Source organism: Candidatus Poribacteria bacterium, from assembly GCA_009839745.1.
In the GTDB taxonomy this organism is placed as follows: domain Bacteria; phylum Poribacteria; class WGA-4E; order WGA-4E; family WGA-3G; genus WGA-3G.
On the sequence record VXPE01000105.1, the window covers coordinates 1 to 26,371 of the forward strand.

Here is a 26,371-nt window from a genome sequence, read left to right on the forward strand (position 1 = left end):
GACTCGGCAAATCTGCCCACTGCGGTTGCGTCCGCTTTTTGAGTTTCGTGATATGGGTATTTATCCGATACGCAGACAGGTTCTTACCAAACATGCGGTGATACCGGCGAGACAAACGCATCACATGCACATGGATCTGCCACATATCGTCAAGCATGTTGCCGAGTTTGATAATATTCGTTTGCGACTGGAGTTTGAACGCAAAAGATTTTCTCATGGTATATCTCGTATCTCGATTTTATCCCTACTTCTCCGCAAGGGATAATTAAAAATTCGCATGCTCACATCGTAGCATACATCGTATTTGCATTACAAGCCGCCCTGTGATAAACTTCAGACACACTAAAATAGCAACGAAATTAAAATAGCAGCGAAAACTTAGTCCGAAGCGAAGTGGAGGACGGTTCGAACGCGGAAACCTCTAAGTCTCAAAACTCGTTACTTCTCCGCAAGGGATAATTAAAGAATGGGAAAGCAACATTTCACGTTAAAAACGGTTGACGGCACTGCCCTCATCAAAATAGATCCGTTACTAAAACCGTATACGGCGCAGCTGCGTGAGCGGTTCGCACACTATCAACGTTTCAAAGCAGAGATTGAGAAAACTGGCGGCATCTTAGGCGAAATAAGCCAAGGACACCAATATTTCGGCTTCAATCGCGGGGAAAATAGGGGTGAGACTGGGGTCTGGTATCGCGAATGGGCACCGGGGGCACACGCCCTTGCCCTCATCGGCGACTTTAACGGCTGGGATCGCGGCGCGCATCCGATGTCCGTGGATGACTACGGCGTCTGGCATCTCTTCCTACCCGATAGAAACTACGCCGATCGGCTCACACACGGCAGTCGAGTCAAGGTGCATGTCGTATCAGAACTCGGTGGACTCGACCGAATCCCCGCTTACGCGCAGCGTGTTATTCAGGAGGGAGATGCCGATTTCACCGGACAGTATTGGGTGCCGTCCTATCCGTATCAGTGGAAACATTGCGTGCCTCGTTTCGATACCCACACCGAGAGCTTGCGGATCTACGAAGCACACATTGGTATGGCGCAGGAAGCAGAAAAGGTGGGAACGTTCGATGAGTTCACCCAAAACGTGTTACCCCGAATTGCAGATTTGGGCTATAACGCCGTGCAGCTGATGGCGGTCATGGAACATCCCTATTACGCGAGTTTCGGGTATCACGTGAGCAATTTCTTCGCGGTTTCCAGCCGTTTCGGGACACCGGAGGAACTCAAAGCACTGATTGATACCGCGCACGGTATGGGTCTACGGGTTATCATGGATCTGGTCCATAGCCATGCCGTCAAAAACCTCAATGAAGGATTGAACCGTTTCGACGGCACGGCACACCATTATTTCCACGCCGGTGAGAAGGGTGAACATACCGCATGGGATTCGCGATGTTTTGATTACAGTAAATACGAAGTGCAACGCTTTCTCCTGAGCAACATCCGCTACTGGCTGGAGACGTATCGGTTCGATGGATTCAGATTTGACGGCATTACAAGCATGCTTTATACCGACCACGGATTAGACCGAGAATTCGAGGGCTACGCGGATTATTTCAGTGCCGACGTCGAACTCGACGCTATTGCCTATCTGATGTTAGCAAACGAGATGGTTTACGCTGTCAACCCGACCGCAATTTCAATTGCTGAAGATATGAGTGGAATGCCGGGTCTCGCGCGTCCGATCGAGGAGGGTGGACTCGGCTTCGATTACCGGCTCGCAATGGGCATCCCAGACTACTGGATTCGGTTATTGAAAGAGAAAGAGGATGAAGACTGGCATATTGGCGAGATTTACGGCATGTTGCGCAACCGTCGGACCGGTGAGAAACATATCGCTTATGTTGAAAGCCATGACCAAGCCATCGTTGGGGATAAGACGCTTGCCATGCAACTCATGGAGACCGAACTTTATACGCACATGAATGTGTCCACAACAAGCCATCGCATCGCTCGTGGCATCGCGCTCCACAAACTCATCCGACTGCTGACCTTTAGTTTAGGGGGCGAAGGGTATCTCAACTTCATGGGGAACGAATTCGGACATCCTGAGTGGATCGACTTTCCGCGTGCGGGGAACGATAACTCCTACTGGTATGCGCGCAGGCAGTGGCACCTCGTCGACGATGACACCCTTCGCTACAAACACCTCAACGCTTTTGATCGCGCCCTGCAACACCTTGACGCAACCCACCCGCTGCTTGCCGATGAAAGCATCTCTCTTTTATATATTAACGAGAACGCAAAACAGATCGTCTATGAACGCGGGGGACTTGTTTTCGCCTTCAACTTCCATCCGACTGCCTCGGTCACAGATTGGCGTATCCCTGTGCCGCAGAAAAAGGACTATCGCCTTATTCTCAATACCGATGACATCGGTTACAGTGGCTATGGTGCTGTAGAGGGCGTGCATTATCCGTGGCAAGATGTCGCCATGGAGGGACATACGCAATCCATTCAGCTGTATGTCCCTGCCCGAAGTGCATTGGTATTAGCGACTCAGATAAAAAATCAGAAATCCACCGACACACCTATGTAAACTCGATTCTTACTACGTGGTGTTATTATCCAACGAATACGCACGGTTTCCGCCGGGACCGCCGCCGATTGCCCATGTGCCTCGGAACAATGACTGCCGCCTCGGTGGCATCGTTTCAATGATCTCGTGGCTCAGGTTGAGCCGATGCCATTGCGCCCAGATGGAGTTGTAACAATTGAAGACTGCACACCGAGGGTTCGAGGGATTTGTCCAATCATTCGCTGCATGGACGAGACTTTCGGTGAAGATCACAACAGAACCGGGTGGGCAACTGTAGTCGTCCATCATTTCGCGCATATTCGCTTCCCAGGGCGACTCACTGATATTCGGACGATACCGGTCAGGACCTCCGTAATTGAAGTGCGCCTTATGCGAGCCACTGAGAAAAGAGGTAGCCCCTTGCCCTGACTTTACCTCCTCAAGTTCCCACACGACACGCGTCAGTCCCGCGAAAATCTTGCCACCAGCAACTTGATACCGCATCGCGTTTGCCTGTTGTGGTGGACGCACAACGTGTGGGAGCCCGTTATCGCCACGTTCCGACACATCCCAACCCGGGGGTCTCACAGTCGTGAATGACCCTTCACATCGAAATCCATAGCAATCCTCGTGCACAAAAGGATCTTCGGACAGAATCTCGCTCAGAACGCCCACAATTGCGGGATGGTCGAGGAGCGTTTGGAGTGCCCCTTGATAACTCTGTCTCGCCCCGGCATAGACTTCTGCTTTCATCTCTTCAATTTCCGACTCCGATAATACCGACGGCAACAGAATCCAACCGCGGAGATCGAAGAAAAATTTTTGTTCAGGGGTCATCGTCACTGGTGCGTCCGTAGTGGTTTGATTTGACATTGACTTTTCCTCCTTAAAATGTCTTAAAGGTAGTAGGCACGCTCCGTCGTGCCGTTCACAGCATTGGTTTAGTAGGCACGCTCCGTCGTGCCGTTCACAGCATTGGTTTAGTAGGCACGCTCCGTCGTGCCATCCACTAAAAAGTAGTTTATGGATTAGGATAGTAGGCACACTTTACCGTGCCTTTCCCAAATAACAAACTATACACTAACACTAACAGACTAAATACGCTCCACCGTGCTGTCCACAATCAAGTCAAGCACATACTGTGTGCTTGTTACTTTAGTGATAAAACACAGTGCGTCTTCTCTACCTGTTGCTTATAATGAGTTTACGGCACGCGGAGCGTGCCTACTACCTTTATATCTGATACAAAAAGTAATCACTACTCTGAAGATGGCGCGGATTGTTCCGTATATATTGCTGAATCGCACAGAATTGCTCAGGCGAGCGTACGAGATGATCAAAACTTTCTTCCTGCCAAAACCGTCCTGTTTTATCAAGCACTTTGTTAATCTTACCAGCACTGAACTTTTTCCATGAACGACATTGTTTCAGAATATCCGTGTCACCCAACAAGCAAACCAACAAGTGAACATGATTAGGCATAATCACAAAGTCGCCCATATGGTAGCGATTGCCATTAAAATACAATAAAGCATCCGCTACAATCTTTGATAGTTCGGATCTTCGCAGAACACATTCCCCGAGACCTTTGTCAAGATGTTCCATATACTGATGCGAGAAGGTTTCATGAAATTGTTTACGTATTTTTTCTGGAAGCCTCGCCAGTTTGTCTTTCCAGTCTGGCATTGAAGTAGCAATGTCGTGCCGCGCAAGCCATATTGATCTTTCGGCATACCATCGTCGCGCTACGTGTTTCGGGAGTGAGTCCGCGGTGCGGAACGTAATAAAGTAGGTTGCTTGCGGTTGAAACCAATGTGGTAGGTTTGAACCCATTGTAATTTGGAAGTCACTGTCAGGATCAAAAAGGTTGAACATAGTTGTTACAGTGCGCTAATAGACTGACAGCATACGGAGTATGCCTACTACTTTTAAATTTTTTAAAGTGCTTTTTCCAATCCAGGTAGGAAATAATCCTTAACAACGACTTCCCAACTCATGCGGGAAGCAATATTGTAACCTTCTCGAAGCATATCTTCTACATCACGCGGTTTACGCGGCAAGCGTCCTAAGAGTTTCGCTGCAATGTCTCTGCTATTCTCCATCTCGATCGCATTCCGTTCCGCCAATCCGATATGAATTACATCATCTAACGACTTCGGCGGAATATTTAGCTGCGTATAGTCGGCAACCACGACATTTGGGACCTCACGGTTATCGGTCGCACGCTGAATGAAACCGCAACACCCACATACATTGCTAACCACACAGATCGCGCCGAAACTCAGGGGCTCTACCTGCGCAATTCCGAACGGTTCGTAAATGGATTGCCCAAACTCTGCATCACTCCCCTTGCGGATGTCCATAAATTCCATTTCTATCGGCATCCGTTTCCCGCAAGCGGCTTGACTCCATCCGAACTGATTGACGAAAACGACCTTAATCGCCTTAGACTGTAGATTGAAGGCAGAAACGCCGTTGTTGAGTTCAATTTCCGCACCAACGAGATCGGGATAACCGATTTTGTGGTACACGGGCCACCCATACGCCTCCTCCATCTCATGAATACTTTCATAGGGACGACCTGTCGCAATTTCTGTGGAAAGGATGAACAACACGGCTGTTTTATCATTAGAAGCGAGTAAATCATCCAAGTGCATGAGCACCTGTAAATCACGCCACAATCCTTTACTTTTAACGAGTCGCGTTACATGTGTGAAGACATAATCGGGACGATACTCGAGAAGGGTCTTTGCGTATTTTTGGAGGAGTGCCTTTGATGTCAATTTTTCTTGTAGGCTCACCTCAAACGCCGGAATGCCGTTGTAGACGAGGTTAATTGGGAACGCCTCAAACGGCTCTGCCAAGAATCGCAGCTCATCCACAACGAGATCCCCAACTGCGAAGATTGTATCGCAGAGATGCGCTTTATCGATCAAGGCGTGTTTAAAATACCAAAACGGATCGTCGAAGACTTCACGGATCGATTGTCCTTTCGCTTTTGCCTGCTCCAATACGTTGTAAAAGCGTATATCATGCCCGGGATGCCCCTCAACAATAGGACGTATCGTTGCCACTTCATGGGCATAGAAGACGGTGCGCATGTTCGCCGCGTCTGCGTTGGTATCGCGTTCAATCAGTGTCTTGAGGGCAAGCGGCATTCCCATAAACTCGTGTGAGATAACGAACACTGGGGTCTTCGTCTTTTCGCCGATAAGCACCTGTAAGGCATCATACGCGGGTTCTGCGAGGCGGATATACTCTTCATATTCCCATTCACTCTCGTATCGACTGGATTCGATGTCAAAATGCTCATAGAGATGCCATTTAAACTGACTCGTCCGAGCTTCGTTGCTATTTGATACATTCACCAAGAGAACATCCGTGAGGGTGGTAACGTTGTTATTTTTATCTACAAACTTTCGCTGTCCGTAAACGAGCTCTACATGATAGATTTGCTCAATTTCACTGAGAGCATCTGCGTGGGGTGTGTTTGCTATCCCCTCACTTGCACGATACAGCACGGCATCCAAGTCCTCCAAATCGGCACCAGAAAAGAGGGGTCCGACAAGAAAAGTGCGTTGAATCGCTTCGTTGTAACTGCGGGTTGTCAGCAACCCTTCTAAAACCGCCCCGATGCCGCCCATTTTTTGGATAGCCTCGTGTGTCACATGAACAACAATACTCAATTTTTTACCTCGCCTAATCTTTTTTATCTGGGCTTGCAAGCCAAACCCAAAAGGATAAAAAAATCATAAAATCGCATTCTTTATGAAAGATTATATCATATTATCAGAAGGGAATCAAATTCGCGTATTGAAGAGGGCGTTTTGCGAGGGATGGAGCGGTTGCCAGATGGATACCGACAACCGCCAAAGGTTTAGTTGACTGGGAACCGGTCTACTTATACCATTTCTAAGAGATTATATCGCATTGACAGATCGCCTCAAAGACTGCACAGGCTAACAGCCTATGCTACAAAGAGCTCGTTTATTGAAGCATTTTCAATCAGAAATGGTATTATTTCTCCATTTCACTATCGTGAGTTCTCTACCGTTTCTTTAGTTGACTCCACAAAGTTACTTTTTTTTTCACAAGGGACACATCTAGCGTTGCATCATCTATCCAATCTGGGGTAAAATCAACACTCGGATGATTTGTAAGATTTTTCAAGGGACTGTTAGGTGTAAAATTCCATAGATAAATGTCAAAAGTACGCTCAGGACTTTCAATGGCAAGAAGCACCTGCTTTTTATTTCCCATCCAGCTTGTGGAAGACATTCGCCATCCCATAGGTAGGATACGTTCCCGAACCTCGTTACCTTTCCGGTCCACAATCACGGCACGACTCGAAATCAGCTGTCCTCGTGGGCCGAACGTCCCCTCGGAATACATAATATGTTCACCATCGGGCGACCAACGCGGTTCACGTCGGAAAACACCGGGTTCCCCTTTTAAGAACAGCCTCTGATTCCTCCCGTTGGCATCCATAATATAGATAGGTATTCCTGGTTCATCATCGAGTCCAACCACTAAATAGATAATTTCTTTGCCGTCAGGCGACCAAGATGCCTCTTGTGCACTGACTCCTTCCCTTTGCTTGTAGCGTGTGAGTTGCCGGATGTTTCCAGTCGCTATGTTGATTACGTGAATATTTACAGTTCCACTGCGTTCACTGCTGAATGCAATGTGTTGTCCATCAGGAGACCAAGAGGTATACCCCCCATCAAACGCGGGATCGTGTGTCAGTCTTTGTTGGCGGCTCCCGTCCGCATTCATGAGGAACAAGTCGTACTGCCGCAATCTCGGACTCGAATTTCTCATAAACGCTATATATTTGCCATTCGGGGACCAGCGAGGTTGGGTATCCAGGCGCGGATTGTTCGTGACTCTTTGAACATTACTGCCATCATCATCCATCATGTAGACTTCGGCCCCACTGTCTCGATTGGAAAAAAAAACGATCTTCGCGGATGCCACTGCTGCAATAGATAAGAGGATACAACTCGCTATTGAAAGTTTATAAAGGGTCATCATTATACCTCCAAAGGAAACGGTGCCCTCCGTGAGAGCACCGTCGAAAGGAATAAGGTTGTTAGTGGTGTGGAAGGTGGAGGTACTCCCTATAGACATCTTCTGCAAACCAGGTATCTCCACCCGCGTTCAGTTCAGAATACCCTTTCAGTGTAATCCATCCGGGCCTGAGTACACCAACATCTATAGACCCGGAACGGGAATCATCGAACGTAGCCCCCGGTTGGACTCTTCCACTGCCAGAGTCTGTGTACTCGAAACGGTTGCCATGCGGAGGCACCCAAAATCGGACCGTCCAGTCATAAGACAACTCGGCATTCCTCTGGTTGGTGATGGACATATAATGCTCAGACTCGGCGATATCGGTTGCCCCGGTATGGAGATCTATTGTATTCCAAGATTCAAAACCCCAAACGAATACGCCACCCCATGTACCAGTACCAGCACCGACATCAGAATCAAGGGCTATAAGGTTGTATGTGAGAAACAGACTTGCGAAGGTAAAACTCACAACAACGAGAGTTTTTAAGGTTCTCATTTTAAAATTCTCCTTTTGGGTTGACCTACTACAAAGAGCCTTGATTTTCGCAGAAGTCGTGATTTATAATACCACGCCTTCTCTTCTGGGTGAATAAGAAACACTACTGAATTAACGCATAGTGGATTAAACTTTGGACATTTTCTAAAATTCTCTAACCTCTGTGAAAAAACGAGGGTAAGAACACCTCATTCAGTCTTACAGCCATCTTAAGCAAGTTTCGTGCCAATTCGCTGAAAAACAGCATTTTCTTCACCAATACTGCTGATATACGGAAGATGTTTTTGCTAGAGAACGTCCCTAAAACGCTTGTATTCACGAGGTTTATCAACTTCCACGTATAATGCATAACTTCAAATTTAAAACATGCTGTGCTAAAAAAAGTAGATGCTTTCGGAATCCCCGGGCCATCGCCTACATGCAAAAATTGTAGGTCTACACGCAAAAATTGTAGGTCTACACGCAAAAATTGCGTCCTTAGAGACTCTGCGCGTCTTTTTTCGTAAGTCCTGTACGCCGTTTTGTAAAAAATGTTAAGTTTTTTAAATTTTCTTTCGCTCTTGACAACCGAGCCAAAAGCCACTATAATATATAGTGAGGGTTGTGCGACAATGCCTCATTTTTTCAGAGACTCCGGCGCAAGTTGTCCAATGCAGTGGTTAATGTATGTTCAACAAATAATCCCTGAAGTTTTATATCCCTTATGGAGGTGCAAATGTTAGACAGTATCGGAAGCGTGGCGGGTGCTATATGGCACTATCTCGAAGATAACGACGAAGCCACTATCACAAAATTAACACGCGAACTCGGCGAAACCGAACGGACAGTTTTAATGGGTGTCGGCTGGCTGGCTCGTGAAGGAAAATTAGATTTCGAGCGACGAAAACAGGGCACCTATATCACTTTAAAAACACAACACTCAAACGCAGAAGTCGCATAGATTTCGGAAGGAGTACGAAGTTAGATGAAGCCACTTCGCCAGTTAACAGTGGTGCCGACGTTACCGCCGAATCTTGAACCCCTGCGTGAACTTGCTCTAAACCTGTGGTGGACCTGGGACCGTGAAGCCCTCGGTCTATTTCGACACCTTGACACCGAGTTATGGGAAAAGACGTATCACAATCCGGTTGCGATGCTCGGTCAAATTTCCCAAGAACAGTTAGATGCCGCTGCAAAAGACAGTGTATTCCTCGCCCGCCTTGACGTTATCCACAAAAAGTTTAAAGAATACCATAACACTGCGTCATGGTTTGAAACAAATCATAACGACGAGACCCTCCGGACGCTAAAAATCGCCTATTTTTCAATGGAATACGGATTAACGGAGTGTATGCCGCTCTATTCCGGCGGTTTAGGTGTCTTAGCGGGTGACCATCTGAAGTCCACAAGTTACTTAGGTCTACCTTTTGTTGCAGTCGGACTGCTCTATCAGCACGGGTATTTCCGTCAAACACTCACGGCAGATGGCTGGCAGATGGCAGATTATCCAACAAATGACTTCTACAACATGCCCATCCAGCCCGCAAAGTGCGCCGATGGCACCCCACTTCTCGTGAAAGTCGCATATCCAGAAGGCACAGCCCTCGCGAAAGTCTGGTGTGCCCAAGTCGGACGCGTTCCCTTATATCTCCTCGACACGAACATCCCAGAAAATCAGAGTGAGGAATTACGGAGTATAACAGATTACCTCTACGGAGGTGACGAACGCCTCCGGATTAAACAGGAGATCCTGTTAGGTATCGGCGGATACCGTGCTTTGACTGCACTCGGTATACAACCGACTGTCTGCCACATGAACGAAGGACATGCTGCGTTCCTGACCATCGAACGTATCCGGCACCTCATGCTGGAAACAGGCATCCGTTTCGAAGAAGCCTGCGAAGCCACGAAATCAGGAAACATCTTCACAACGCACACACCCGTTCCCGCGGGTATTGACTGGTTCCCCCCAGAGTTGGTGAATCACTACTTCAGTGGCTACTATGGGGAACTTGGGGTTTCTGCGGACACTTTTCTGGGTCTTGGGAGAACAAATCCGACCAATACACACAGTGAATTCAGTCCAGCACTCCTCGCGCTCCGACTCTCAGCCATGATCAACGGCGTGAGCCAATTACACGGTCAGGTCTCCCGTGACATGTGGAAGGATCTCTGGCCCGGGACACCCGTGCATGAAGTGCCTATTGGTGCGATAACAAACGGAATCCATACCCGTTCTTGGGTCTCTGGTGATATGCAGAGCCTTTTTGACAGGTACTTGGGTCCCCGTTGGATCGTTGAACTTACGAATCAAGCCGTCTGGACACAGATTTCACAGATTCCGGATCCTGAGTTATGGCGAACCCATGAACGTCGCCGCGAACGGCTTATCACATTCGCGCGCCAGCGACAAGAGGAGAAACACGCGCTTGGAAGTGCACCAACTTTTGTGGATGGCAAACGTTCTCAGGACAGCGAGAATGTCGCAACTAAAATTCTTAATTCAGCGGCATTAACGATTGGGTTTGCCCGCAGGTTTGCCACCTATAAGCGTGCGACTTTACTCTTCCAAGATGTCGACCGTCTTGACAAAATTCTCAACCATCCCGAATGTCCGGTTCAACTGATTTTTGCGGGCAAGGCACACCCCCATGACTATGAAGGGAAACTGCTCATTCAGCGCATCTCCCGTATCGCATCAGAACCCCGATTTTACCATAAAATCGTTTTCATTGAGAATTACGACATCTGTGTCGGACGGTATCTCGTTGAAGGGGTTGACATCTGGCTCAACAACCCGTTACGTCCCAATGAAGCGAGCGGGACAAGTGGTATGAAAGCAGCCGCGAACGGGGTACTCAATCTCAGTATCGCCGATGGATGGTGGGCAGAGACGAATCATCTCGGTGGTGGATGGACAATCGATGCGGGTGTCACACATGGGGACGCAAAATCCACCGACAAAGCACACGCTAACGCTATCTATGAACTCCTTGAAAAGGAGATTGTGCCCCTCTTTTATCAGCGCAATCCTGTTGACGATGTGCCTTACGAATGGGTGGCTCGGATGAAGACTGCAATGCAGAACCTCGCGCCTATCTTCAATACGAAACGCATGGTAGCCGAGTACGCAGAGCAGTTGTACTTCCCAGCGCATCGGCACTGGCAGCATATCAATGAAGCTGGTGGAAAGCGGAGTATCGCCTTAACCCGCTGGAAAACACATATTCAGGATCACTGGGCCGACCTACGGATTGAAGAGCGACACGCCGATGCGACAACTTCTGTGACTCAAAATCCTGAGTTGGGTGTCGGTGAATCCACAACGGTAGAAGCGGTTGTCCACACCGACGTGCTATTTCCACACGAACTCGCTGTCCAAATTTACCACGGCGTATTAGACGAAGCAGGCGAAATTCACAATGGAAGTGTGTGTCCAATGACGTATAAAACCGACCTCGGCGGCGGTGCCTATCTCTTTGAAGGGACACTCACCTTGAAGCAGACGGGATTACACGGTTATACCATCCGTGCGTTACCTTACCATGAGGACTTGCAATCTCCGCATGAACTCGGGCTTATTACATGGGCATGAAAGCGCACCGCCCGTCTCACGGATGGGAGGTATACTTCGTGTTGCTCAAAACTATTTTTAAGCGTATAATAAGTGTATACAGTTTGAAACGAAGTGGAAAGCGAATATACAGAAAGAAACGTGAAATCCACAGAAATACGCAGAAATACCCAAGCAAAAACACAAAACAAAAACACCGACTTGATCGAACCGTAAGGAATGATTAAAAATTCTTTGTAACACCAAAAACCAAGCCCATAATGTAATGGAGGGCGACTCCTAAAAAAACACGGCAAAGCCCTAATCCACGTTGTTTAACCGCAAGGGATAATTAAAAAATGGATAGAATAGCAGAAATTGCCCGCGAAACAGCAGAAACCCGTATCCGCCTCCGACTTGACCTTGACGGAACCGGAGCCTCCGATATTAACACCGGGGTTGGATTCCTGGATCACATGTTGGAACTCTTTGCCAAACACGGCTTCTTCGATCTGGAAATCCACGCGGAAGGTGATTTACACGTGGATGCCCACCATACGACTGAAGATGTCGGTATCTGCTTAGGGCAAGCCCTCCAAAAAGCGGTCTTGGATAAAGCCGGAATGCAACGTTTCGGCAGTTTCACCGTCCCGATGTATGAATCCCTCGCCAAAGTAGACTTGGATGTTTGCGGACGTCCGTATCTCTATTATGAAACGCCGCTTGTGCCTGGGAAAGTCGGCGATTTTGATATTGAACTCACCGAAGAATTTTTTCACGGGTTTGTGAACCATAGTGGGACAACTTTGCACATCAACGTCCCCTATGGCACAAATCAACACCACATCATTGAAGCCATCTTTAAAGCAGTTGCGAAAGCCTTACACATCGCTACACGTCTTGATGAACGTATCACAGGGGTCCTATCTACCAAGGGAAGTTTGTAATGAGGAGAAAACGCTTATGAGTAATGGGAACGTTATTGCAGTTATTCTTGGAGGCGGTCGCGGCACGCGTCTATTTCCACTGACCCGCGACCGGGCGAAACCGAGTGTCCCGATCGCAGGCAAATTTCGACTCGTGGACATACCTATTAGTAATTGCTTCCATTCAGGTTTGGAACGCATCTATGTCCTGACGCAGTTTAATTCTGTCTCCTTGAATCGACATATCGCGCAGACGTACCGCTTTGATACATACCGCCGCGGGTTCGTCCAAATCCTCGCAGCACAACAAACACTGATGGGCGAAGAGTGGTATCAGGGAACAGCGGACGCAGTCAAACACAACCAACCTTACATTCTCAACCCGCGTTTCGCAGACAATTATGTCTTGATCCTCGCCGGTGACCACCTGTATCGAATGGATTACCGTGAGATGCTCAAAGTTCACACCGAATCTAACGCCGCCATCACTGTGTCCGTAATTCCGGTGAAAAGAGAGGATACGAGCGGGCTTGGCATCCTTCAGGCGGATGCGAACGGACGCATCGTTGATTTCGTCGAGAAACCCCAAACCGAAGAGGAACTGGATCAGTTACGCGTTAAACCCGAAGTCTTTACATCCCGAGGAATTGAACCTCACGGTAGAGAATACATCGCCTCAATGGGAATCTACATTTTTAATAGAGAGGTCTTGCAAGCGATCCTTCGAGATGACACAAACGTCGACTTCGGCAAGGATATTATCCCGAAAAGCATTCAGACGCTTCCGGTTTCTGCTTACTTTTTCGACGGTTATTGGGAGGACATAGGGACCATTCGCTCCTTCTATTCGGCGAATATCGCACTCACCGACACCGCGCCTGCGTTCAATTTCTACGATGAACAGGCACCGATCTATACCAATAGGCGGCACCTCCCCAGCACCAAAGTCAACAGCAGTAGCATCCGATCCTCAATCCTCGCCGAAGGCTCTATCATCGATGACTCTGAAATTGATAGGACCATTGTCGGTATCCGAAGTATCATCTCCAACCGCAGTCGGATTTATCAGTCGGTACTCATGGGGGCAGACTACTACGAATCGGACGCATCCCGAGCAGAGAACGCACAAGCAGGCATCCCGAATATCGGCATTGGGCAGAATTGCCTTATCCAGAATGCAATCATTGACAAAAATGCGCGTATCGGTGATAATTCTGTACTCGTCAACCGAGATGGTGTCGATAATTTGGATGGCGACAATTACTATATCCGGGATGGGATTGTTATCGTTCCAAAGGATGCAACGATACCGCCTGAAACCGTCGTCTAATTCATAGCCTTGAATTCCATAATCAAGGTTGTTCAACAAGGAGGACTACTGATGTCCAAAGTGCTACCATTCCTAACGCTGAGTCTCTTAGCGTTAATACACTTCACGGCACCCCATGCTTTGGCACTCGATACAGACGGACTCGTTGGTGTGTGGTTGCTGGATGAGGGCAAAGGGGAAGCCGTTAAGGATTCCTCCGGTAACGGGTTGGATGGAAAAATCGCGCAAGGTAAGCCAAAATGGGTTAAAGGTAAGTTTGATGGTGCAATGGAATTCGGTGGATCGGATATGGTAACGGTCGATGATGACGACGCACTTGACCTGAGCGAGTTCACAATTGCCGCATGGATAAATATCCCAAAAGTCTCCGGCGCGTGGCAAATCATCGCTTCAAAAGAGAACCGCAATCCTACCGGTAGAAACTACGGGCTTTTCGGTCATATTAATACCGGGGTTATCCATTACTCTTTCACAACAAACGCCGGCTGGAAATCCTTCGATGCCAAAACCGTTGCAACAGATGGGGATTGGCATCACACCGCAGGCACTTACGATGGCTCTGATTTCAAATTCTATCTTGATGGGCAAGTAGATGCCGAAGTGTCGCCAGGGACGAAACCCGATAACCACGATAATTTTCTTTTTATCGGTGGATGCGACATCGGGAACTACTGGATGACAGGCGTTATTGATGAGGTAGTGCTTTACGACAGAGCCCTCAGTGAGAAGGAAATCAACGAATTAATCGAAGATGGAATGGTCGTTACGTTAGACGTTCAACCCGGTGGGAAACTGGTGACGACATGGAGCCAGATTAAAAGGTAAAATTAAAATATGTCTGAATTGAGACAACAACTCCTCGTGCTGCATCTGCACACACCTGACTTAAACAGTGGCGTTGTCGCTTGGGCACTCTACGATGGTACAGGTGAAAAACGCTATACCACAGGGGACAGCGAGACACCGCCCTATAACTCGGTTGTGGAGGCGATGCAAGACGGCTGGCGGGTGATTCAGTTTCCACAACAATTCCCTGCCTACCCCGGCATGGAATATCATACTTCATATCTCAGGTTTGAATATATCCTGGAGAAATTGGAGAAACTTTCATGAGTGACAAAAAGTATTTGCTCAATACGGAACAGATGGCGAATTTCGTAGCGGACGGGTATCTCCGCTTCGACGAACTCATTCCGCGCGCCTTGAACGAAGCGGCACACGCCGAAATGGAAGAGGGTATTATTGTGCGTGGACGCGGCGGCACGGTTTTAAACGAAGTCTGGGACGATGATTCTGCTGTTGGCACAGTTTTCCGACTTCCGGAAGTACAGGGCATCATCCACAGTCTGGTCGGTGAGAATCCACTTTACGATCACCACGCTGTTCACATCGTCCGCCCTCAAAACGATATCGGGCAAATTTGGCATGCCGATGCGATTATCGACCTACGGATGCACTTCGACATCCAATTCTTCTATTTCTCGCACGACACGCCGCGCGAAATGGGAGGGACAATGATTTTACCGGGGAGCCATTATCGCCGTGTCTGTGAAACGGACATCGCGCGGTATCAAAACTTCCTCGGGCAACTGCCTATCGCTTGTAATGCTGGCACACTAATTGTGGTACATCACGGGATGTGGCACTGTGCGCAACCGAATCTCACAGACCGCACGCGCTATATGTTCAAACTTCGCCTCAACCCAACAGTCCGTCAGTGCCAACTCTGGAACACCGACGATATAGACACACCGGGGATCCACGGTGCTTTAGGCAGAAATCACAGATGGTATGGGAACGATGTCCGGCTTGAAATCGTCAACCGTATCAAGCAATGGCGTTTCCTCACCGGTGATGACTCGTTTGATGTCGGTTACTGGCTCTCTCGCCTTGAAAACATGCCAGAGAACGCCCAAGACGCAGCATAGGTATCGGAACAAAGAAAGGCGCGGTTTAAAGCCGCGCCTTGAAAAAAGACGAATATGTGTAAACTGTAGACTACCGATCGCGCGCCCGTCCTCTTCTACCCCCGCGTTCTGCCCGTTCTCGTCGCATTTTCTGCATTATCTCGCGTCGTTCCTCTGGCGACGCATTCCTGATTTTCTCTGCTAATTCACCCGGTTTCATTCCCCACGCTGCTGCCTGCTCTTTCATCTCCATTTGTCTACGTTTTTCAGCTTCCATTTTAGCAGTGGCTTGGTTTCCTTGATTATTACTTCCCGCTTTTTCGGACTGCCCCTCGCTGGTTTGCGTAGCTTTACCGGTTTCGCGCCCGCGCGCAGTTGTAAGAAACTGAAGCTCGCCTGCCTTCAACGTTATAGGTTTTCCAGCGTTGTCCAGGGTTACCTGCTTTGCCTGAATGTCCTTTACGGTCATATCGCCGAGTTTTGTCCCTATCGTCACAAAGTGATACCGATTTGATCTTTTCTCGAGCAGCGTTGCCTGCGACACGGCACCCTCTGTCCCAACAGCGGTCCCAATTAAACTATAGGCGGGTTCGTTATTCGGTGGGGTCCAGCCAAGGGGACGAAAGAGATTGTTGTCAATAATTACTTTGTAGAACGCCGCATTTTCCCCGAAGTCGATGCTCCCTCGATTTTGACGTGCACGGAACCTATTGGCTGGTGCTGCGGCTTGCTCCTTCATTTTCAGCAGTGCTTGTGTTTTCGCCGAGTCGCTTTCCGTTTTTTTGATCGGGTTTATATCCGGCTTTGTAGCAATAAATTCCACTTTCGTTTTGTCTTGCCCGTAAAGTAATATCCCAAACCCGAGGAGTAGACACACGACACAACCGAGCCCTAACTTCGCAACGATGCTTTTTCGAGTGCTAACGATTTTCAATTGCATTCCTCTTCTCCGTTGAACTTTAAGACAGCGTCCCTACCTATCTACCCGTTTCTTCTATCTATTTATTACAATTGAGACAATCTTGATTTCAGAAAGGTTCTCTTTAATTTTACTATGCATTTCGCCGATTGTCAATAGAATTCACCATCCCCCTATGGATATTCAGTTTTACTTTGATGTAAACTGGAAACAGAGATTCCTCGTTACTGAGAACCGAGGGCTCAATGCGCTATCATTCCGGCAGGCGCACCCCTCAAACCGCGACTCCCGTATCATAGCAAAAAGCATTGACTTTCAAGAAAAAATGGAGTAAACTTTATAAAAATGGATCTCTCAACAAAGGAATAAGCTTGATGAAACGTTATAGCACCCCTCAAAAATACATCGCATTTGTCAGCAGTTGCGTTCTCATTTTCATCTTAACGGGTCAGCACGCCGATGCTGCGCGTCGCTCGAACGTTCTACCAATTGCCCTCTTTGCTTCAGGTATGAGTCTCCAGTTCGGAAGCAGTTTCTTAAAAGCCTCCTCTCAGAACCATTACGATAACTATCTCAACGCTGCAATCCAATCGGACATCCAAACACACAAAGACGCTTTCCGCGCCAGGCGGAATGCCGGCACGATCATGTCCCGTGTAGGTCTTGGATTTGTGGGACTTGCTGTGCTTTTCTCAATCTACAACCAACTGGATACCCCCGAAGTTGTAGAGGACGGAGCATCTTCAGCGGAAAACTGGAAGACCGATATTGGAATCCCGCTCACACGTCTGAGAGGTATCAGCAACCGCCTCCCCGAAAACACGAGTCTGTTACTGCCGAGGACCCCGTTCCAGTTGCATCCGCACTACGATTTCCAAACTCGGCGCGCGAGTCTCAGCCTTCTGCACCTTTTTTAATAGCCATCGGTAAAGAAGTGTTCTCCAAATCCATAGGGATAAAATCTCCGATAATCACGGTGAATCACATGAATCATAAAAATCACAGTCCAGATTTTTTCGGCAGACGACCCACCAGTAAGATTATGGTTGTGTTAAGTCTTCCTGTGTTGCTTGCGTTGGTTTTCCTTCATGCTTGCACGAGTAACGAAGACTTTGCGAACCCGCTCGACCCCGAGAACCTGCGGACATCCGGCGCGCCGGATGGTCTCACGCTTTACGCTGGCGATCAGCAGGTCCGGGTCACGTGGAACGACACTGGACAGGCGGGCATCAAAGCATACCGCATCTACAGACGGTCCACGGGGGGTGCAGACCCGGAATTCCAGCAAGTCGGATCTGTCGATGCCCCCGCAAACGAATTTACTGACACCCAAAATCTCGAAAACGACCGACGCGATGCGTCTGGACGGCTTCTCGCCTACGAATATCGCATCAGTTACCTCGATGCCAACGGTGTTGAAACGCCGGACCCGGCAAATCCGCCCGCTGAGACTGAAGATCCACGCCGCATCTGGAAAACCGCTTTGGCGACCCCAAGCGTGCCACCGCCTGCCCCGAACGTTACACTCGGTGATCCGACCGACCTTACCATCAAACTCTTTTGGGATGGCTATGAATTCCCTTACGACTTTTCTATCTTCCGCGTCTACGCTGCACTCGACACCGAAGATGACAAACCGCTACGTTTCGAGCTTATTGCCGAGCCGAAGCGAGATCGACTCTACTATTTTGACCACGATTTTCAAGTCGATGGCACTCGAAAGGTCTATCGCGTTGCGGGTGTTGATGAATTCGGCGCAGAGGCAATCACGACGATTACGGCAGCAGTCCCAAATGTGCCGCCTGCCTCTCCGAAAGACGTTCGGGTGCGTTATCTGGCGCGTTCTCTCTTTAATACAAAATACGATGCGGTTATCTCATGGACCCCGAACACGGAACCCGATCTTGCTGGGTACCAACTCTATACCAGAGATGCCGCTGGGAAACTCCTCCCGCGCCCTGCAGTCGGACCCAAGGAGCGCACTTTCACGATCCCCGGTGAAGACCCGATTCTCGTAGGTCAAGCATTAGAATTCAAGAAGTACTATATCACCGCCTATGACAATACACCCGGACCTGACGGACGCCGCGACGAAAGCGCGCTTGTGGAGGCGAAATCGCGATAGGTGCAGTGCCTCTGCCAAGCATCTCGAATAACGACATAACACTAAAGGATACATCCATGCACGCCAATTTTTCTAAATTAAATTCTGGGCTTACCCGTTATGCGCCGAAAAAGAGACAGCACAACACGCAAGCCTTCATTCTGATCATCTGTACTTTATTGCTGCTCACAGGCATAACAACACCCCTCTGGGCACAGTTGCCTCCCATCTCACACCTCAGCACTATCCAAACTGCGGAACCCGTCGGTAAGGGAGGCTCCAGTACCACGTTCGGATTCTTTCAATATCCGAAAGTGGATCTGCTACCGGACTTCGGGCAGATGGTTGATATCGGTGGATTTGAGGAAACCCATCGCGTAAGCCTGGAAATCGAGACCTTCCTGATTCCTGTTAAATTCGCTTACGGGTTAAGCGACGAACTCGACCTCGTGCTCGGCGGCACCTTCTCGACAGGCGGGGTGCGGAAAATCGTCCACGACTTCTACAACACCGCCACTGAGACTGCTGACGACCCAAACATCAATCGTCGCGTCTACGACCAGCCGCTCTTCGACGGCAGCCTTGGACTCAAATATAACATTAAACCCGACCGGAACGACAATCTACCCAGTATTTCTGTCGGTGGCGACGCGCATTTCGGGTTCACCGCAGATGATCGCCTCAACACAGACAACGAATTTCTTGACCACAGTCCTGCCGATGGATTCCCGTTTGTCGGTATCAACACCTATCTCGTAGGCACACAAAGATTCGGCAGCCTCTTTAAACTCCATGCCGGTGTCGGCGTCTTCTTAACCTCAAAGGCACTCAAAACGACTGACTTTTTTACACTCAATTGGCAAGTCGGCGGTGAGATCGCTGTCTCTGACAACATGTGGTTGATAGCCGACTTCTCGCGCGAACTCCCGTATGCCGGTATACACGTGACAAACCTCATCGGGATCGGATTCCGCTATGAACTATCGAATACGCTTGCGTTCCAACTCGGATTCAACAGCCAACCCGGATTCCAGTTTAACCTAACGTTCGGCGGCGAAGAGACACAGGCATTTGAGGGTGAAAATTTGCTCTTTTAGGATAAAAACTGAAAGAATTATCAAGGAAAATTAGAAAGATGCGAGCAGTTGTTCAGCGCGTCAAATCCGCGAGTGTTACGGTAGATGGGGAACGCGTCTCCGAAATAGGAGCAGGCGTTCTCATTTTCCTCGGCGTTGCCCACGAGGATACGACAAAAGAATTAGAATACATTGCCAACAAGGTCGCCAATCTACGTATCTTCGAGGACGCGGAGGGTAAAATGAATTGTTCGCTCCTTGAAACGGGTGGGGCTGCACTTGTCGTCTCGCAATTCACCCTCTACGGGGATTGTCGCAAAGGACGACGCCCCAGTTTTATCAACGCCGCTCGTCCCGAAGTCGCGAATGCGCTGTATGAAGAATTTATCACCGCTTTAGAGAAACGCAACGTTCCCACGCAAGGCGGCACTTTTCAAGCGATGATGGATGTCCAACTTATTAACGACGGTCCTGTCACCATTTTACTGGATAGCGACAAGAATTTTTAACAATTGCTCCTGGGCTGTCCTTCCGTTGTCAGGACAGTATTCCAATTGTTAAAAAACCTGTCCCAACCTAAAGCAGGTTTCTTAACAATTTTAGATCGGAGTTGACGAAGGAAACTCCGTCCAGGAGCAACAGATTAAAAAGGAGAGAACTATGGCACAGAAAATGCGTCTCGGCTTAGGTCAATTCAGTGAACTCAGTGAAGAACGACTGAAATTCATCAAGCAACTTGGGGTTGAAGATGTGCTGCTCAACACACCCCAACTCCCCGGCACAGAACGCTGGGAATTCATGGACATTCTTCATCTCCGGACAGAGATAGAGAATGCTGGGTTACGGTTAGCCGCACTTGAGAACGTGCCTGTCTCCTTTTACGACAAAGCGATGCTCGGTTTGCCCGGACGCGATGCCCAGATTGAGAACATGGCGATGACGATCCGCAACCTCGGCAAGGCTGGTGTTGAAATATTCGGGTACCACTGGATGCCCAACGAAGTCTGGCGGACCTCCCGAACAACACTCGGTAGAGGCGGTGCTGCGGTTACCAGTTTCGATATGGAACAGGTTAAAGACGCGCCTTTAACGCACGGGCGTGTTTACACGGAAGACGAGATATGGGAGAATTACGAGTATTACATGAACGCCATTCTGCCCGTCGCAGAAGAGGCAGGCGTTAAGCTCGCGCTCCACCCAGACGATCCGCCTGTCGAATCGCTTGCGGGTGTGCCGCGCCTGTTCCGCAACTTTGAGGGTTTCAAACGCGGTATGGAAATCGCCGACAGTCCCCTACACGGACTCGATTTCTGTGTCGGTTCCTGGTCCGAAATGGGACCGGGTGTCACGGATGCGATCCGTTATTTCGGAGAACGCGACAAGATTTTTTACGTCCATTTCCGAGATGTGCAAGGGCATGTCCCAAAATTTGCGGAATCCTTCGTCAACAACGGCAATTGCGATATGTTTGACGTGATGCGCACACTGAAAGAGGTCGGTTTTACAGGCTTCATGATTACCGACCATGTGCCACATATCGTTGATGACACAGACTGGGGACACCGAGGCCGCGCATACGCCATCGGGTACATGACAGCATTCCTCGAAATCTTAATGGCGGTCGAGAAATGAAACAACCTGAATGGATTGACATAATTAAACAGGGTGATTGTATTCAACTGATGTCCGAAATGCCGGAGGAATGTGTCGATCTCGTCATAACGGATCCGCCCTTCGCGATTGACTTCAAAGCGACTCGTCACAATTACAGAGGCGGAGATGACTTCCAGAAAGTTTATACGTTTTTGGAGACGCTATACATCAGCAGTCGACTGGTGCTGCCACTAAAAGGTACTATTCTCATAGGATATTGATACTAAAAAGGAGTAAAAAATGGCTCAGGTTGTTCCGTTACGATACGACACAGCTTTTAAGAAAGCGTTCGGTCAACCGGATATCTTCTGTCAATTTGCCGAAGACATCTTAGGTATCAAATTTCATACCGATGAGGTGCATCGCGGCTACAAATTCCTTGAACCCATTGGACAAGTTGATATTGAATACGATTTGTTTGCTGAGGATCCAGAATCTCGTATTGTGGTTGAGATACAACATGTCAAAGAACGACACTTCTACGACCGTTTCCTATATTATCATCTTATCAACCTCGTCGAACAGGTGAAAAACAGCAAGGCGTATCAGTTCAATCGGACGGTTTACACGATTGTTGTCTTAACGAGTCCGTATAGCGAGGGCGACATCGACTTCAGTGTGGCTATCTCGGATTTCAATCCGGTCAACGAATTTAGCCGGAAAGTCAATGTCTATCCGCATCAACTTGTGTTTGTGGTCCCGCGGATGGTCAACGATAAGACACCGCCGGGCCTCAAAGCGTGGTTGGAACTCGTTTTGGATTCTCTGGATGGAGAAATAGACGAAAGTCTCTATAACTCCCCGATTTTTGAGAGAGTGATTGATGCGGTTAAACTGGACAACATCTCGCCTGCGGAGCGCAGGGTCCTTAAGGATGAAGAATCTTGGGAAGATACCCTAATAGATACAAGGCAACAGGAAAAGATTACCATCGCTCGCGCACTGATTAGCGAAGGCGTAAGCACTGAAGTCATCGCAAGAGCAACAGGTATCCCAGAAACAGACATCGAAAAACTAAGACAATCGTAAATGCCAAGGCATGCTGCTAATAGCACAGAGTCTTTGCGAATGCCACACGCGCATTCGCCAGTCTACGCCACGAAAAATGATGTCGGACGCACGGATTTATAGAAACAACAACCCCACGGCGAGGTGCTACCATGTACAACAGACCTCCAACGATCGGCGAATACCTACTCAGAAAATTAGAGGGCTACGACATTGAACACATTTTCGGCGTTCCCGGGGATTATGTGCTGCGGTTCTATGACCTCATCGAACAGAGTTCAATTCAGCATATCGGTATGACCCGTGAGGACGCAGCAGGCTACGCCGCCGATGCTTATGCTCGGATAAAAGGCATGGGTGCCGCCTGTGTTACCTATTGCGTCGGTGGGTTATCCATGGTGAACGCTGTCGCGGGTGCCTACGCAGAGAAATCACCCGTTGTTGTTATCAGTGGTGCCCCCGGCATCAGAGAACACGGAAAAGATGAACTCCTCCACCATAAAGTCAGGGATTTCCATACACAGCAACGTATCTATGATGAGATAACCGTCGCAACGGCACTCCTTGACGAACCCTTTACCGCCTTCAACGAAATCGACAGGGTGCTCGATGCCGTTTACCGCTACAAACGTCCCGGATACATTGAACTTCCACGCGATATGGTGGATGTCCGCGGCACGCTTTACCAACGTCCCTCAACGGGTGGACATCTCAGCGATCCGGAAACACTGGAGGTCGCCGTTGAAGAGGCTATTGATTTCATCAACCACAGTAAAAGACCTGTCATTCTCGCGGGTGTAGAACTCCACAGATTCGGCTACCAAAATAAATTACTGCGACTCATAGATGAAAAACGGATTCCAGTCGTGGCAACGCTCCTTGGAAAGTCGGTAGTGCCGGAATCCCATCCGCTTTACTTGGGGATATACGAGGGTGCGATGGGGAGACAAGAGGTCCGACAATTTGTTGAAGACTCGGATTGTGTGATCATCCTCGGGGCATTCATGACGGATGTGAACCTTGGGATTTACACCGCAAATCTCGATCGAGCCCACTCAATCTACGCCACCTCGGAAAAAATCGCAATCCGTTATCATAATTACGAAGAGGTGATGTTCGACGATTTTATTGACGGTCTCAATTCGCCGAAACTCCGAAGGCGACGGAAACCGAATTTGGGCTGGGCATTTCCAGATACGGAACCGTTTAAAGTCGAACCCGATAAACCTTTAACAACCTGTCGGTTGTTTCAACACCTGAATGAATTCATAAACGACGAACTGACGGTTATCGCGGATGTCGGGGACAGCCTCTTCGGGGCTGCCGAGCTGCGTATCCATCAACATACCAACTTCATCAGTCCTGCCTACTATACCTCAATGGGATTCGCAGTGCCGGCATCCGTTGGGGCGCAGCTGAGTATGCCGCAGGCGCGGTGTCTCGTTATCGTCGGAGATGGTGCCTTCCAAATGACAGGCACTGAACTCTCAACGACCGTCCGTTACGGACTCAATCCGATTGTGCTTGTTTTAAATAATCACGGATATGGCACTGAACGGCATCTCCTCGACGGTCCCTTTAACGACATAGGTTGTTGGAACTATAGCGCCATGCCAACCCTCTTTGGAACAGGACGCGGCTACTATGTCCGAACCGAAGGTGAGTTTGATGAAGCCATCAAAACCGCACTCGCTGAGACAGAACACTTTACTCTGATCGAAGCGGAACTCGAAAAATTGGACACTTCACCCGCACTCGCTCGGTTGGCAGAACGGATGTCCGGGAAAATCTAATTTTTAAACGATTAAATCTGGGGCACCGCTCCACTACGTTTCGCGGTGGTTTCTGGTTAATTCCCACCTGGCGTTATAACGGTTAAAAACCTGATCACTATTATAAGGCAGCGATCTTTTCCCGTAAAAACCCTGTACAGAAAGGCACCTGTTCTTCCGATAGCCCGTGTAATACGACTGCCCCGTCATAACCGCTCTCCTTTAGCAGACCGAGATACTGATCGTAGTCCAGCAACCCTGTCCCAGCGGCGAGGTGACCTGCCTCACCATCGCGGTCCAAGTCTTTTGCGTGTGCCAAGGCAATATCGTCCTTAAGCAGTGCGAACGCCTCATCAAGAATCTCACGCATCTTCGGGAGTTCCCCTTTGTGGAAGATATTCGCGCCGTCCATACAAACTTTCAGATAGGGTGATTGCATCTCATCGAGCAGCCGTCGTGCTTTCTGGGCAGAATCGACCACGTTCGCGACTTCAGGTTCAAGCGCAAGCACCACCTTGTATTCCTCGGCGACCGCCAGTGCCTGCTTCATAGATTCAACGAGATCGTGCCACGCCTCCGGTGTATTGTTATCAGGGTGTGCGCGCCACATACTGTCCGGGTTCCGCGAGCCGGTACAGATCGTAATCACGGATGTCCCCATCGGAGCACACTGCTCCGCGACAGAACGCAACATCTGCAATCCAGCATGCCGTTTCTCAACATCGGGATCAATCATGTTGTAGGTGCCCCCAAGTCCCGAGATCGTGATCTGTCGGTCGTCTATCTCCTTGCGAACCTCTTCAAGCGATAGTCCTGCAGGCACATGATATTGTAAATGACGGACATCGTGTTCCACAATAGCGTCCAGCGTCTCGCTGAGCGTTTGGCGTCGAATTGTCCCTCCCATAAGTCCAACGTGCATAAGTCTCTCCTATCAATCAAAATTGTCTAAATGTCAGATTTTCGTAGATGAATGTTTGCTGTGGATAAAAAAATTCTTGAATTGCCGGTTTTTAATCCTACAGTGACACGGTTTGTATAAATACTTCTTCTTACTGACAACTGAAAATCGATAACTGAAAACTATGTGATTATATAACACAAAAAGTCAGATAGCAAGAAAAAAGAGGACTCGTAGCGTGTAACACATCCATTTGAAAAAAATTACATTTTTCAGTAAATTATGGTATGATTGCATCATTCAGTAGAGGTGGAGATCTCATTTACCATGAACCCAGAAGCGATTGTCAAAGGTACCCACAACCTAAAGGTTGGGACTTGTGCTTCCTTGCGGTAAGCGTTCTTCCCGAAGGTTGAACGTCTAACAACCGCTCCACTTTAGGCAGCCAAGCCTGCCCGTTTGATATTGATAGCAGCGTTTACGTCTCTATCGTGGTCTGAACCACATTCGGGACACGTCCACTGCCTATCTGAAAGAGAGAGTTCTTTATTATGGTATCCGCAATCACTACACGGCTTCGTCGTCGGTGTCCATTGACTGATTTTGACGAGTGTTTTACCGTGCTTTGCACATTTCTGTTCCAATATCTGCAGAAACTCGTAGAAGGCGTGGTCAGACACTTTGCGTCCCCAGAGCCGTTTCATCCCATCAAGGTTCAATGTTTCAAAGCAAAGTGTATCAAACGTTGTGCAAAGGTCGTCAGCAAGTTTCCACTGCCAATCTGCTCGTTGTCTGGCAATCTTGCGGTGAAGCCGTGCAAGTTCACGAACGGAAACCCGCCACCAATTGCCCGAACCTTTGACTTTCCGACTCAGTGCCTTGTTGAGAGATCGCAACGTCTTCAGCGATTGTTTGAGAAACTGCGGAGATGCTATCTTATCACCTGCGTCGCTGGTGAGAAATGTTTTGTTTCCATAGTCAAAACCTGCGCTCTTACCCGTCTTGGCTTTGGGGTCGGAATCGTCAACATTCTCACACGAAAAGTATATCCAGTAGTCTCCGCACTTATCACGTTTGATTGTGATTGTCTTGATGAGACCTATGATTTCGCGGTGTTTGTGGAAAGACAACCATGTATCTATGC

Annotated in this window: 25 protein-coding genes; 16 read left to right on the forward strand and 9 right to left on the reverse strand. The window is 48.7% G+C overall.

Translation table 11 applies throughout. The features are described from left to right. A partial coding sequence (locus F4X88_15795; GenBank protein MYA57748.1) for a hypothetical protein occupies positions 1-217 on the reverse strand: 217 nt, incomplete at its 3' end. Between the two features lie 249 nt (positions 218-466). Here F4X88_15795 and F4X88_15800 point away from each other — a divergent pair. Beyond that, a complete protein-coding gene (locus F4X88_15800) occupies positions 467-2,551 on the forward strand; it encodes a 1,4-alpha-glucan-branching enzyme (protein MYA57749.1) in 2,085 nt (694 codons plus the stop codon). Positions 2,552-2,563: 12 nt separating this feature from the next. Here F4X88_15800 and F4X88_15805 read toward each other — a convergent pair whose 3' ends face one another. The 5 genes from F4X88_15805 to F4X88_15825 form a co-directional block, all read right to left on the reverse strand. Beyond that, a complete protein-coding gene (locus F4X88_15805) occupies positions 2,564-3,403 on the reverse strand; it encodes a phytanoyl-CoA dioxygenase family protein (GenBank protein MYA57750.1) in 840 nt (279 codons plus the stop codon). Positions 3,404-3,763: 360 nt separating this feature from the next. Next, complete coding sequence (locus F4X88_15810; protein MYA57751.1) at positions 3,764-4,405, reverse strand: hypothetical protein; 642 nt, start codon at positions 4,403-4,405, stop codon at positions 3,764-3,766. Positions 4,406-4,467: 62 nt separating this feature from the next. Continuing rightward, complete coding sequence (locus tag F4X88_15815) at positions 4,468-6,216, reverse strand: hypothetical protein (GenBank protein ID MYA57752.1); 1,749 nt, start codon at positions 6,214-6,216, stop codon at positions 4,468-4,470. A 361-nt stretch (positions 6,217-6,577) separates the two neighbouring features. Then, positions 6,578-7,669 (reverse strand): hypothetical protein, encoded by a 1,092-nt coding sequence (locus tag F4X88_15820; GenBank protein ID MYA57753.1) that lies wholly within the window; start codon positions 7,667-7,669, stop codon positions 6,578-6,580. Further along, positions 7,623-8,099, reverse strand: coding sequence for a hypothetical protein (locus F4X88_15825; GenBank protein ID MYA57754.1), 477 nt, complete (start codon positions 8,097-8,099; stop codon positions 7,623-7,625). Before F4X88_15825 ends, F4X88_15820 begins: the two co-directional genes overlap by 47 nt. A gap of 715 nt (positions 8,100-8,814) precedes the next feature. Between F4X88_15825 and F4X88_15830 the strand changes: the two genes are divergently transcribed. The 7 genes from F4X88_15830 (at position 8,815) to F4X88_15860 (ending at position 15,815) form a co-directional block, all read left to right on the forward strand. Next, the gene (locus F4X88_15830) at positions 8,815-9,039 is read left to right on the forward strand and encodes a hypothetical protein (GenBank protein ID MYA57755.1); all 225 of its coding nucleotides are present in this window, start codon (positions 8,815-8,817) and stop codon (positions 9,037-9,039) included. Between the two features lie 24 nt (positions 9,040-9,063). After that, the gene (locus tag F4X88_15835; protein ID MYA57756.1) at positions 9,064-11,673 is read left to right on the forward strand and encodes a glycosyltransferase family 1 protein; all 2,610 of its coding nucleotides are present in this window, start codon (positions 9,064-9,066) and stop codon (positions 11,671-11,673) included. A gap of 317 nt (positions 11,674-11,990) precedes the next feature. Continuing rightward, positions 11,991-12,578 carry an imidazoleglycerol-phosphate dehydratase HisB gene (hisB, locus tag F4X88_15840; GenBank protein ID MYA57757.1) on the forward strand — a complete coding sequence of 196 codons (588 nt, stop codon included), beginning with the start codon at positions 11,991-11,993 and terminating at the stop codon, positions 12,576-12,578. A 16-nt stretch (positions 12,579-12,594) separates the two neighbouring features. Further along, positions 12,595-13,887 (forward strand): glucose-1-phosphate adenylyltransferase, encoded by a 1,293-nt coding sequence (locus F4X88_15845; protein MYA57758.1) that lies wholly within the window; start codon positions 12,595-12,597, stop codon positions 13,885-13,887. A 51-nt stretch (positions 13,888-13,938) separates the two neighbouring features. After that, positions 13,939-14,712 (forward strand): LamG domain-containing protein, encoded by a 774-nt coding sequence (locus F4X88_15850; protein MYA57759.1) that lies wholly within the window; start codon positions 13,939-13,941, stop codon positions 14,710-14,712. Positions 14,713-14,721: 9 nt separating this feature from the next. Further along, on the forward strand, positions 14,722-15,000 hold the full coding sequence (locus tag F4X88_15855; protein ID MYA57760.1) for a hypothetical protein: 279 nt from the start codon (positions 14,722-14,724) through the stop codon (positions 14,998-15,000). Then, a complete protein-coding gene (locus F4X88_15860) occupies positions 14,997-15,815 on the forward strand; it encodes a phytanoyl-CoA dioxygenase family protein (GenBank protein ID MYA57761.1) in 819 nt (272 codons plus the stop codon). The genes F4X88_15855 and F4X88_15860 overlap by 4 nt, the downstream gene beginning before the upstream one ends. Positions 15,816-15,885: 70 nt before the next feature. Here F4X88_15860 and F4X88_15865 read toward each other — a convergent pair whose 3' ends face one another. Beyond that, on the reverse strand, positions 15,886-16,734 hold the full coding sequence (locus tag F4X88_15865) for a hypothetical protein (protein MYA57762.1): 849 nt from the start codon (positions 16,732-16,734) through the stop codon (positions 15,886-15,888). A gap of 353 nt (positions 16,735-17,087) precedes the next feature. On the opposite strand from F4X88_15865, the gene F4X88_15870 reads away from it, so the two are divergent. From F4X88_15870 to F4X88_15905, 8 genes are all read left to right on the forward strand, one after another. Next, positions 17,088-17,630, forward strand: a complete 543-nt coding sequence (locus F4X88_15870) for a hypothetical protein (protein ID MYA57763.1) — start codon at positions 17,088-17,090, stop codon at positions 17,628-17,630. A 68-nt stretch (positions 17,631-17,698) separates the two neighbouring features. Continuing rightward, positions 17,699-18,838, forward strand: a complete 1,140-nt coding sequence (locus F4X88_15875; GenBank protein MYA57764.1) for a hypothetical protein — start codon at positions 17,699-17,701, stop codon at positions 18,836-18,838. A 56-nt stretch (positions 18,839-18,894) separates the two neighbouring features. After that, positions 18,895-19,914 (forward strand): hypothetical protein, encoded by a 1,020-nt coding sequence (locus F4X88_15880; GenBank protein ID MYA57765.1) that lies wholly within the window; start codon positions 18,895-18,897, stop codon positions 19,912-19,914. A gap of 38 nt (positions 19,915-19,952) precedes the next feature. After that, positions 19,953-20,402 (forward strand): D-tyrosyl-tRNA(Tyr) deacylase, encoded by a 450-nt coding sequence (locus F4X88_15885; GenBank protein MYA57766.1) that lies wholly within the window; start codon positions 19,953-19,955, stop codon positions 20,400-20,402. A 151-nt stretch (positions 20,403-20,553) separates the two neighbouring features. After that, the gene (locus tag F4X88_15890; GenBank protein MYA57767.1) at positions 20,554-21,525 is read left to right on the forward strand and encodes a TIM barrel protein; all 972 of its coding nucleotides are present in this window, start codon (positions 20,554-20,556) and stop codon (positions 21,523-21,525) included. Continuing rightward, positions 21,522-21,767 carry a site-specific DNA-methyltransferase gene (locus F4X88_15895; protein MYA57768.1) on the forward strand — a complete coding sequence of 82 codons (246 nt, stop codon included), beginning with the start codon at positions 21,522-21,524 and terminating at the stop codon, positions 21,765-21,767. Before F4X88_15890 ends, F4X88_15895 begins: the two co-directional genes overlap by 4 nt. Before the next feature lie 19 nt (positions 21,768-21,786). Further along, positions 21,787-22,575: a hypothetical protein gene (locus tag F4X88_15900; GenBank protein ID MYA57769.1), complete on the forward strand. Its 789-nt coding sequence runs from the start codon at positions 21,787-21,789 to the stop codon at positions 22,573-22,575. A gap of 131 nt (positions 22,576-22,706) precedes the next feature. After that, positions 22,707-24,347: an alpha-keto acid decarboxylase family protein gene (locus F4X88_15905; protein MYA57770.1), complete on the forward strand. Its 1,641-nt coding sequence runs from the start codon at positions 22,707-22,709 to the stop codon at positions 24,345-24,347. Between the two features lie 100 nt (positions 24,348-24,447). Here F4X88_15905 and F4X88_15910 read toward each other — a convergent pair whose 3' ends face one another. Then, positions 24,448-25,248 (reverse strand): sugar phosphate isomerase/epimerase, encoded by an 801-nt coding sequence (locus F4X88_15910; GenBank protein MYA57771.1) that lies wholly within the window; start codon positions 25,246-25,248, stop codon positions 24,448-24,450. A 416-nt stretch (positions 25,249-25,664) separates the two neighbouring features. Next, positions 25,665-26,371: transposase (locus F4X88_15915; GenBank protein ID MYA57772.1), on the reverse strand; the 707-nt coding region annotated here is incomplete at its 5' end.

Excerpts from the sequence above, each read along its gene's own strand:
- F4X88_15910 (MYA57771.1), bottom strand. The coding sequence starts at position 25,248 with ATGCACGTTGGACTTATGGGAGGGACAATTCGACGCCAAACGCTCAGC.
- F4X88_15835 (MYA57756.1), top strand. The coding sequence starts at position 9,064 with ATGAAGCCACTTCGCCAGTTAACAGTGGTGCCGACGTTACCGCCGAAT.
- F4X88_15805 (MYA57750.1), bottom strand. The coding sequence starts at position 3,403 with ATGTCAAATCAAACCACTACGGACGCACCAGTGACGATGACCCCTGAA.
- F4X88_15890 (MYA57767.1), top strand. The coding sequence starts at position 20,554 with ATGGCACAGAAAATGCGTCTCGGCTTAGGTCAATTCAGTGAACTCAGT.
- F4X88_15885 (MYA57766.1), top strand. The coding sequence starts at position 19,953 with ATGCGAGCAGTTGTTCAGCGCGTCAAATCCGCGAGTGTTACGGTAGAT.
- F4X88_15845 (MYA57758.1), top strand. The coding sequence starts at position 12,595 with ATGAGTAATGGGAACGTTATTGCAGTTATTCTTGGAGGCGGTCGCGGC.
- F4X88_15810 (MYA57751.1), bottom strand. The coding sequence starts at position 4,405 with ATGTTCAACCTTTTTGATCCTGACAGTGACTTCCAAATTACAATGGGT.
- F4X88_15850 (MYA57759.1), top strand. The coding sequence starts at position 13,939 with ATGTCCAAAGTGCTACCATTCCTAACGCTGAGTCTCTTAGCGTTAATA.
- F4X88_15825 (MYA57754.1), bottom strand. The coding sequence starts at position 8,099 with ATGAGAACCTTAAAAACTCTCGTTGTTGTGAGTTTTACCTTCGCAAGT.
- F4X88_15855 (MYA57760.1), top strand. The coding sequence starts at position 14,722 with ATGTCTGAATTGAGACAACAACTCCTCGTGCTGCATCTGCACACACCT.
- F4X88_15830 (MYA57755.1), top strand. The coding sequence starts at position 8,815 with ATGTTAGACAGTATCGGAAGCGTGGCGGGTGCTATATGGCACTATCTC.
- F4X88_15875 (MYA57764.1), top strand. The coding sequence starts at position 17,699 with ATGAATCATAAAAATCACAGTCCAGATTTTTTCGGCAGACGACCCACC.
- F4X88_15870 (MYA57763.1), top strand. The coding sequence starts at position 17,088 with ATGAAACGTTATAGCACCCCTCAAAAATACATCGCATTTGTCAGCAGT.
- F4X88_15880 (MYA57765.1), top strand. The coding sequence starts at position 18,895 with ATGCACGCCAATTTTTCTAAATTAAATTCTGGGCTTACCCGTTATGCG.
- F4X88_15895 (MYA57768.1), top strand. The coding sequence starts at position 21,522 with ATGAAACAACCTGAATGGATTGACATAATTAAACAGGGTGATTGTATT.
- F4X88_15860 (MYA57761.1), top strand. The coding sequence starts at position 14,997 with ATGAGTGACAAAAAGTATTTGCTCAATACGGAACAGATGGCGAATTTC.
- F4X88_15905 (MYA57770.1), top strand. The coding sequence starts at position 22,707 with ATGTACAACAGACCTCCAACGATCGGCGAATACCTACTCAGAAAATTA.
- F4X88_15865 (MYA57762.1), bottom strand. The coding sequence starts at position 16,734 with ATGCAATTGAAAATCGTTAGCACTCGAAAAAGCATCGTTGCGAAGTTA.
- F4X88_15800 (MYA57749.1), top strand. The coding sequence starts at position 467 with ATGGGAAAGCAACATTTCACGTTAAAAACGGTTGACGGCACTGCCCTC.
- F4X88_15900 (MYA57769.1), top strand. The coding sequence starts at position 21,787 with ATGGCTCAGGTTGTTCCGTTACGATACGACACAGCTTTTAAGAAAGCG.
- hisB (MYA57757.1), top strand. The coding sequence starts at position 11,991 with ATGGATAGAATAGCAGAAATTGCCCGCGAAACAGCAGAAACCCGTATC.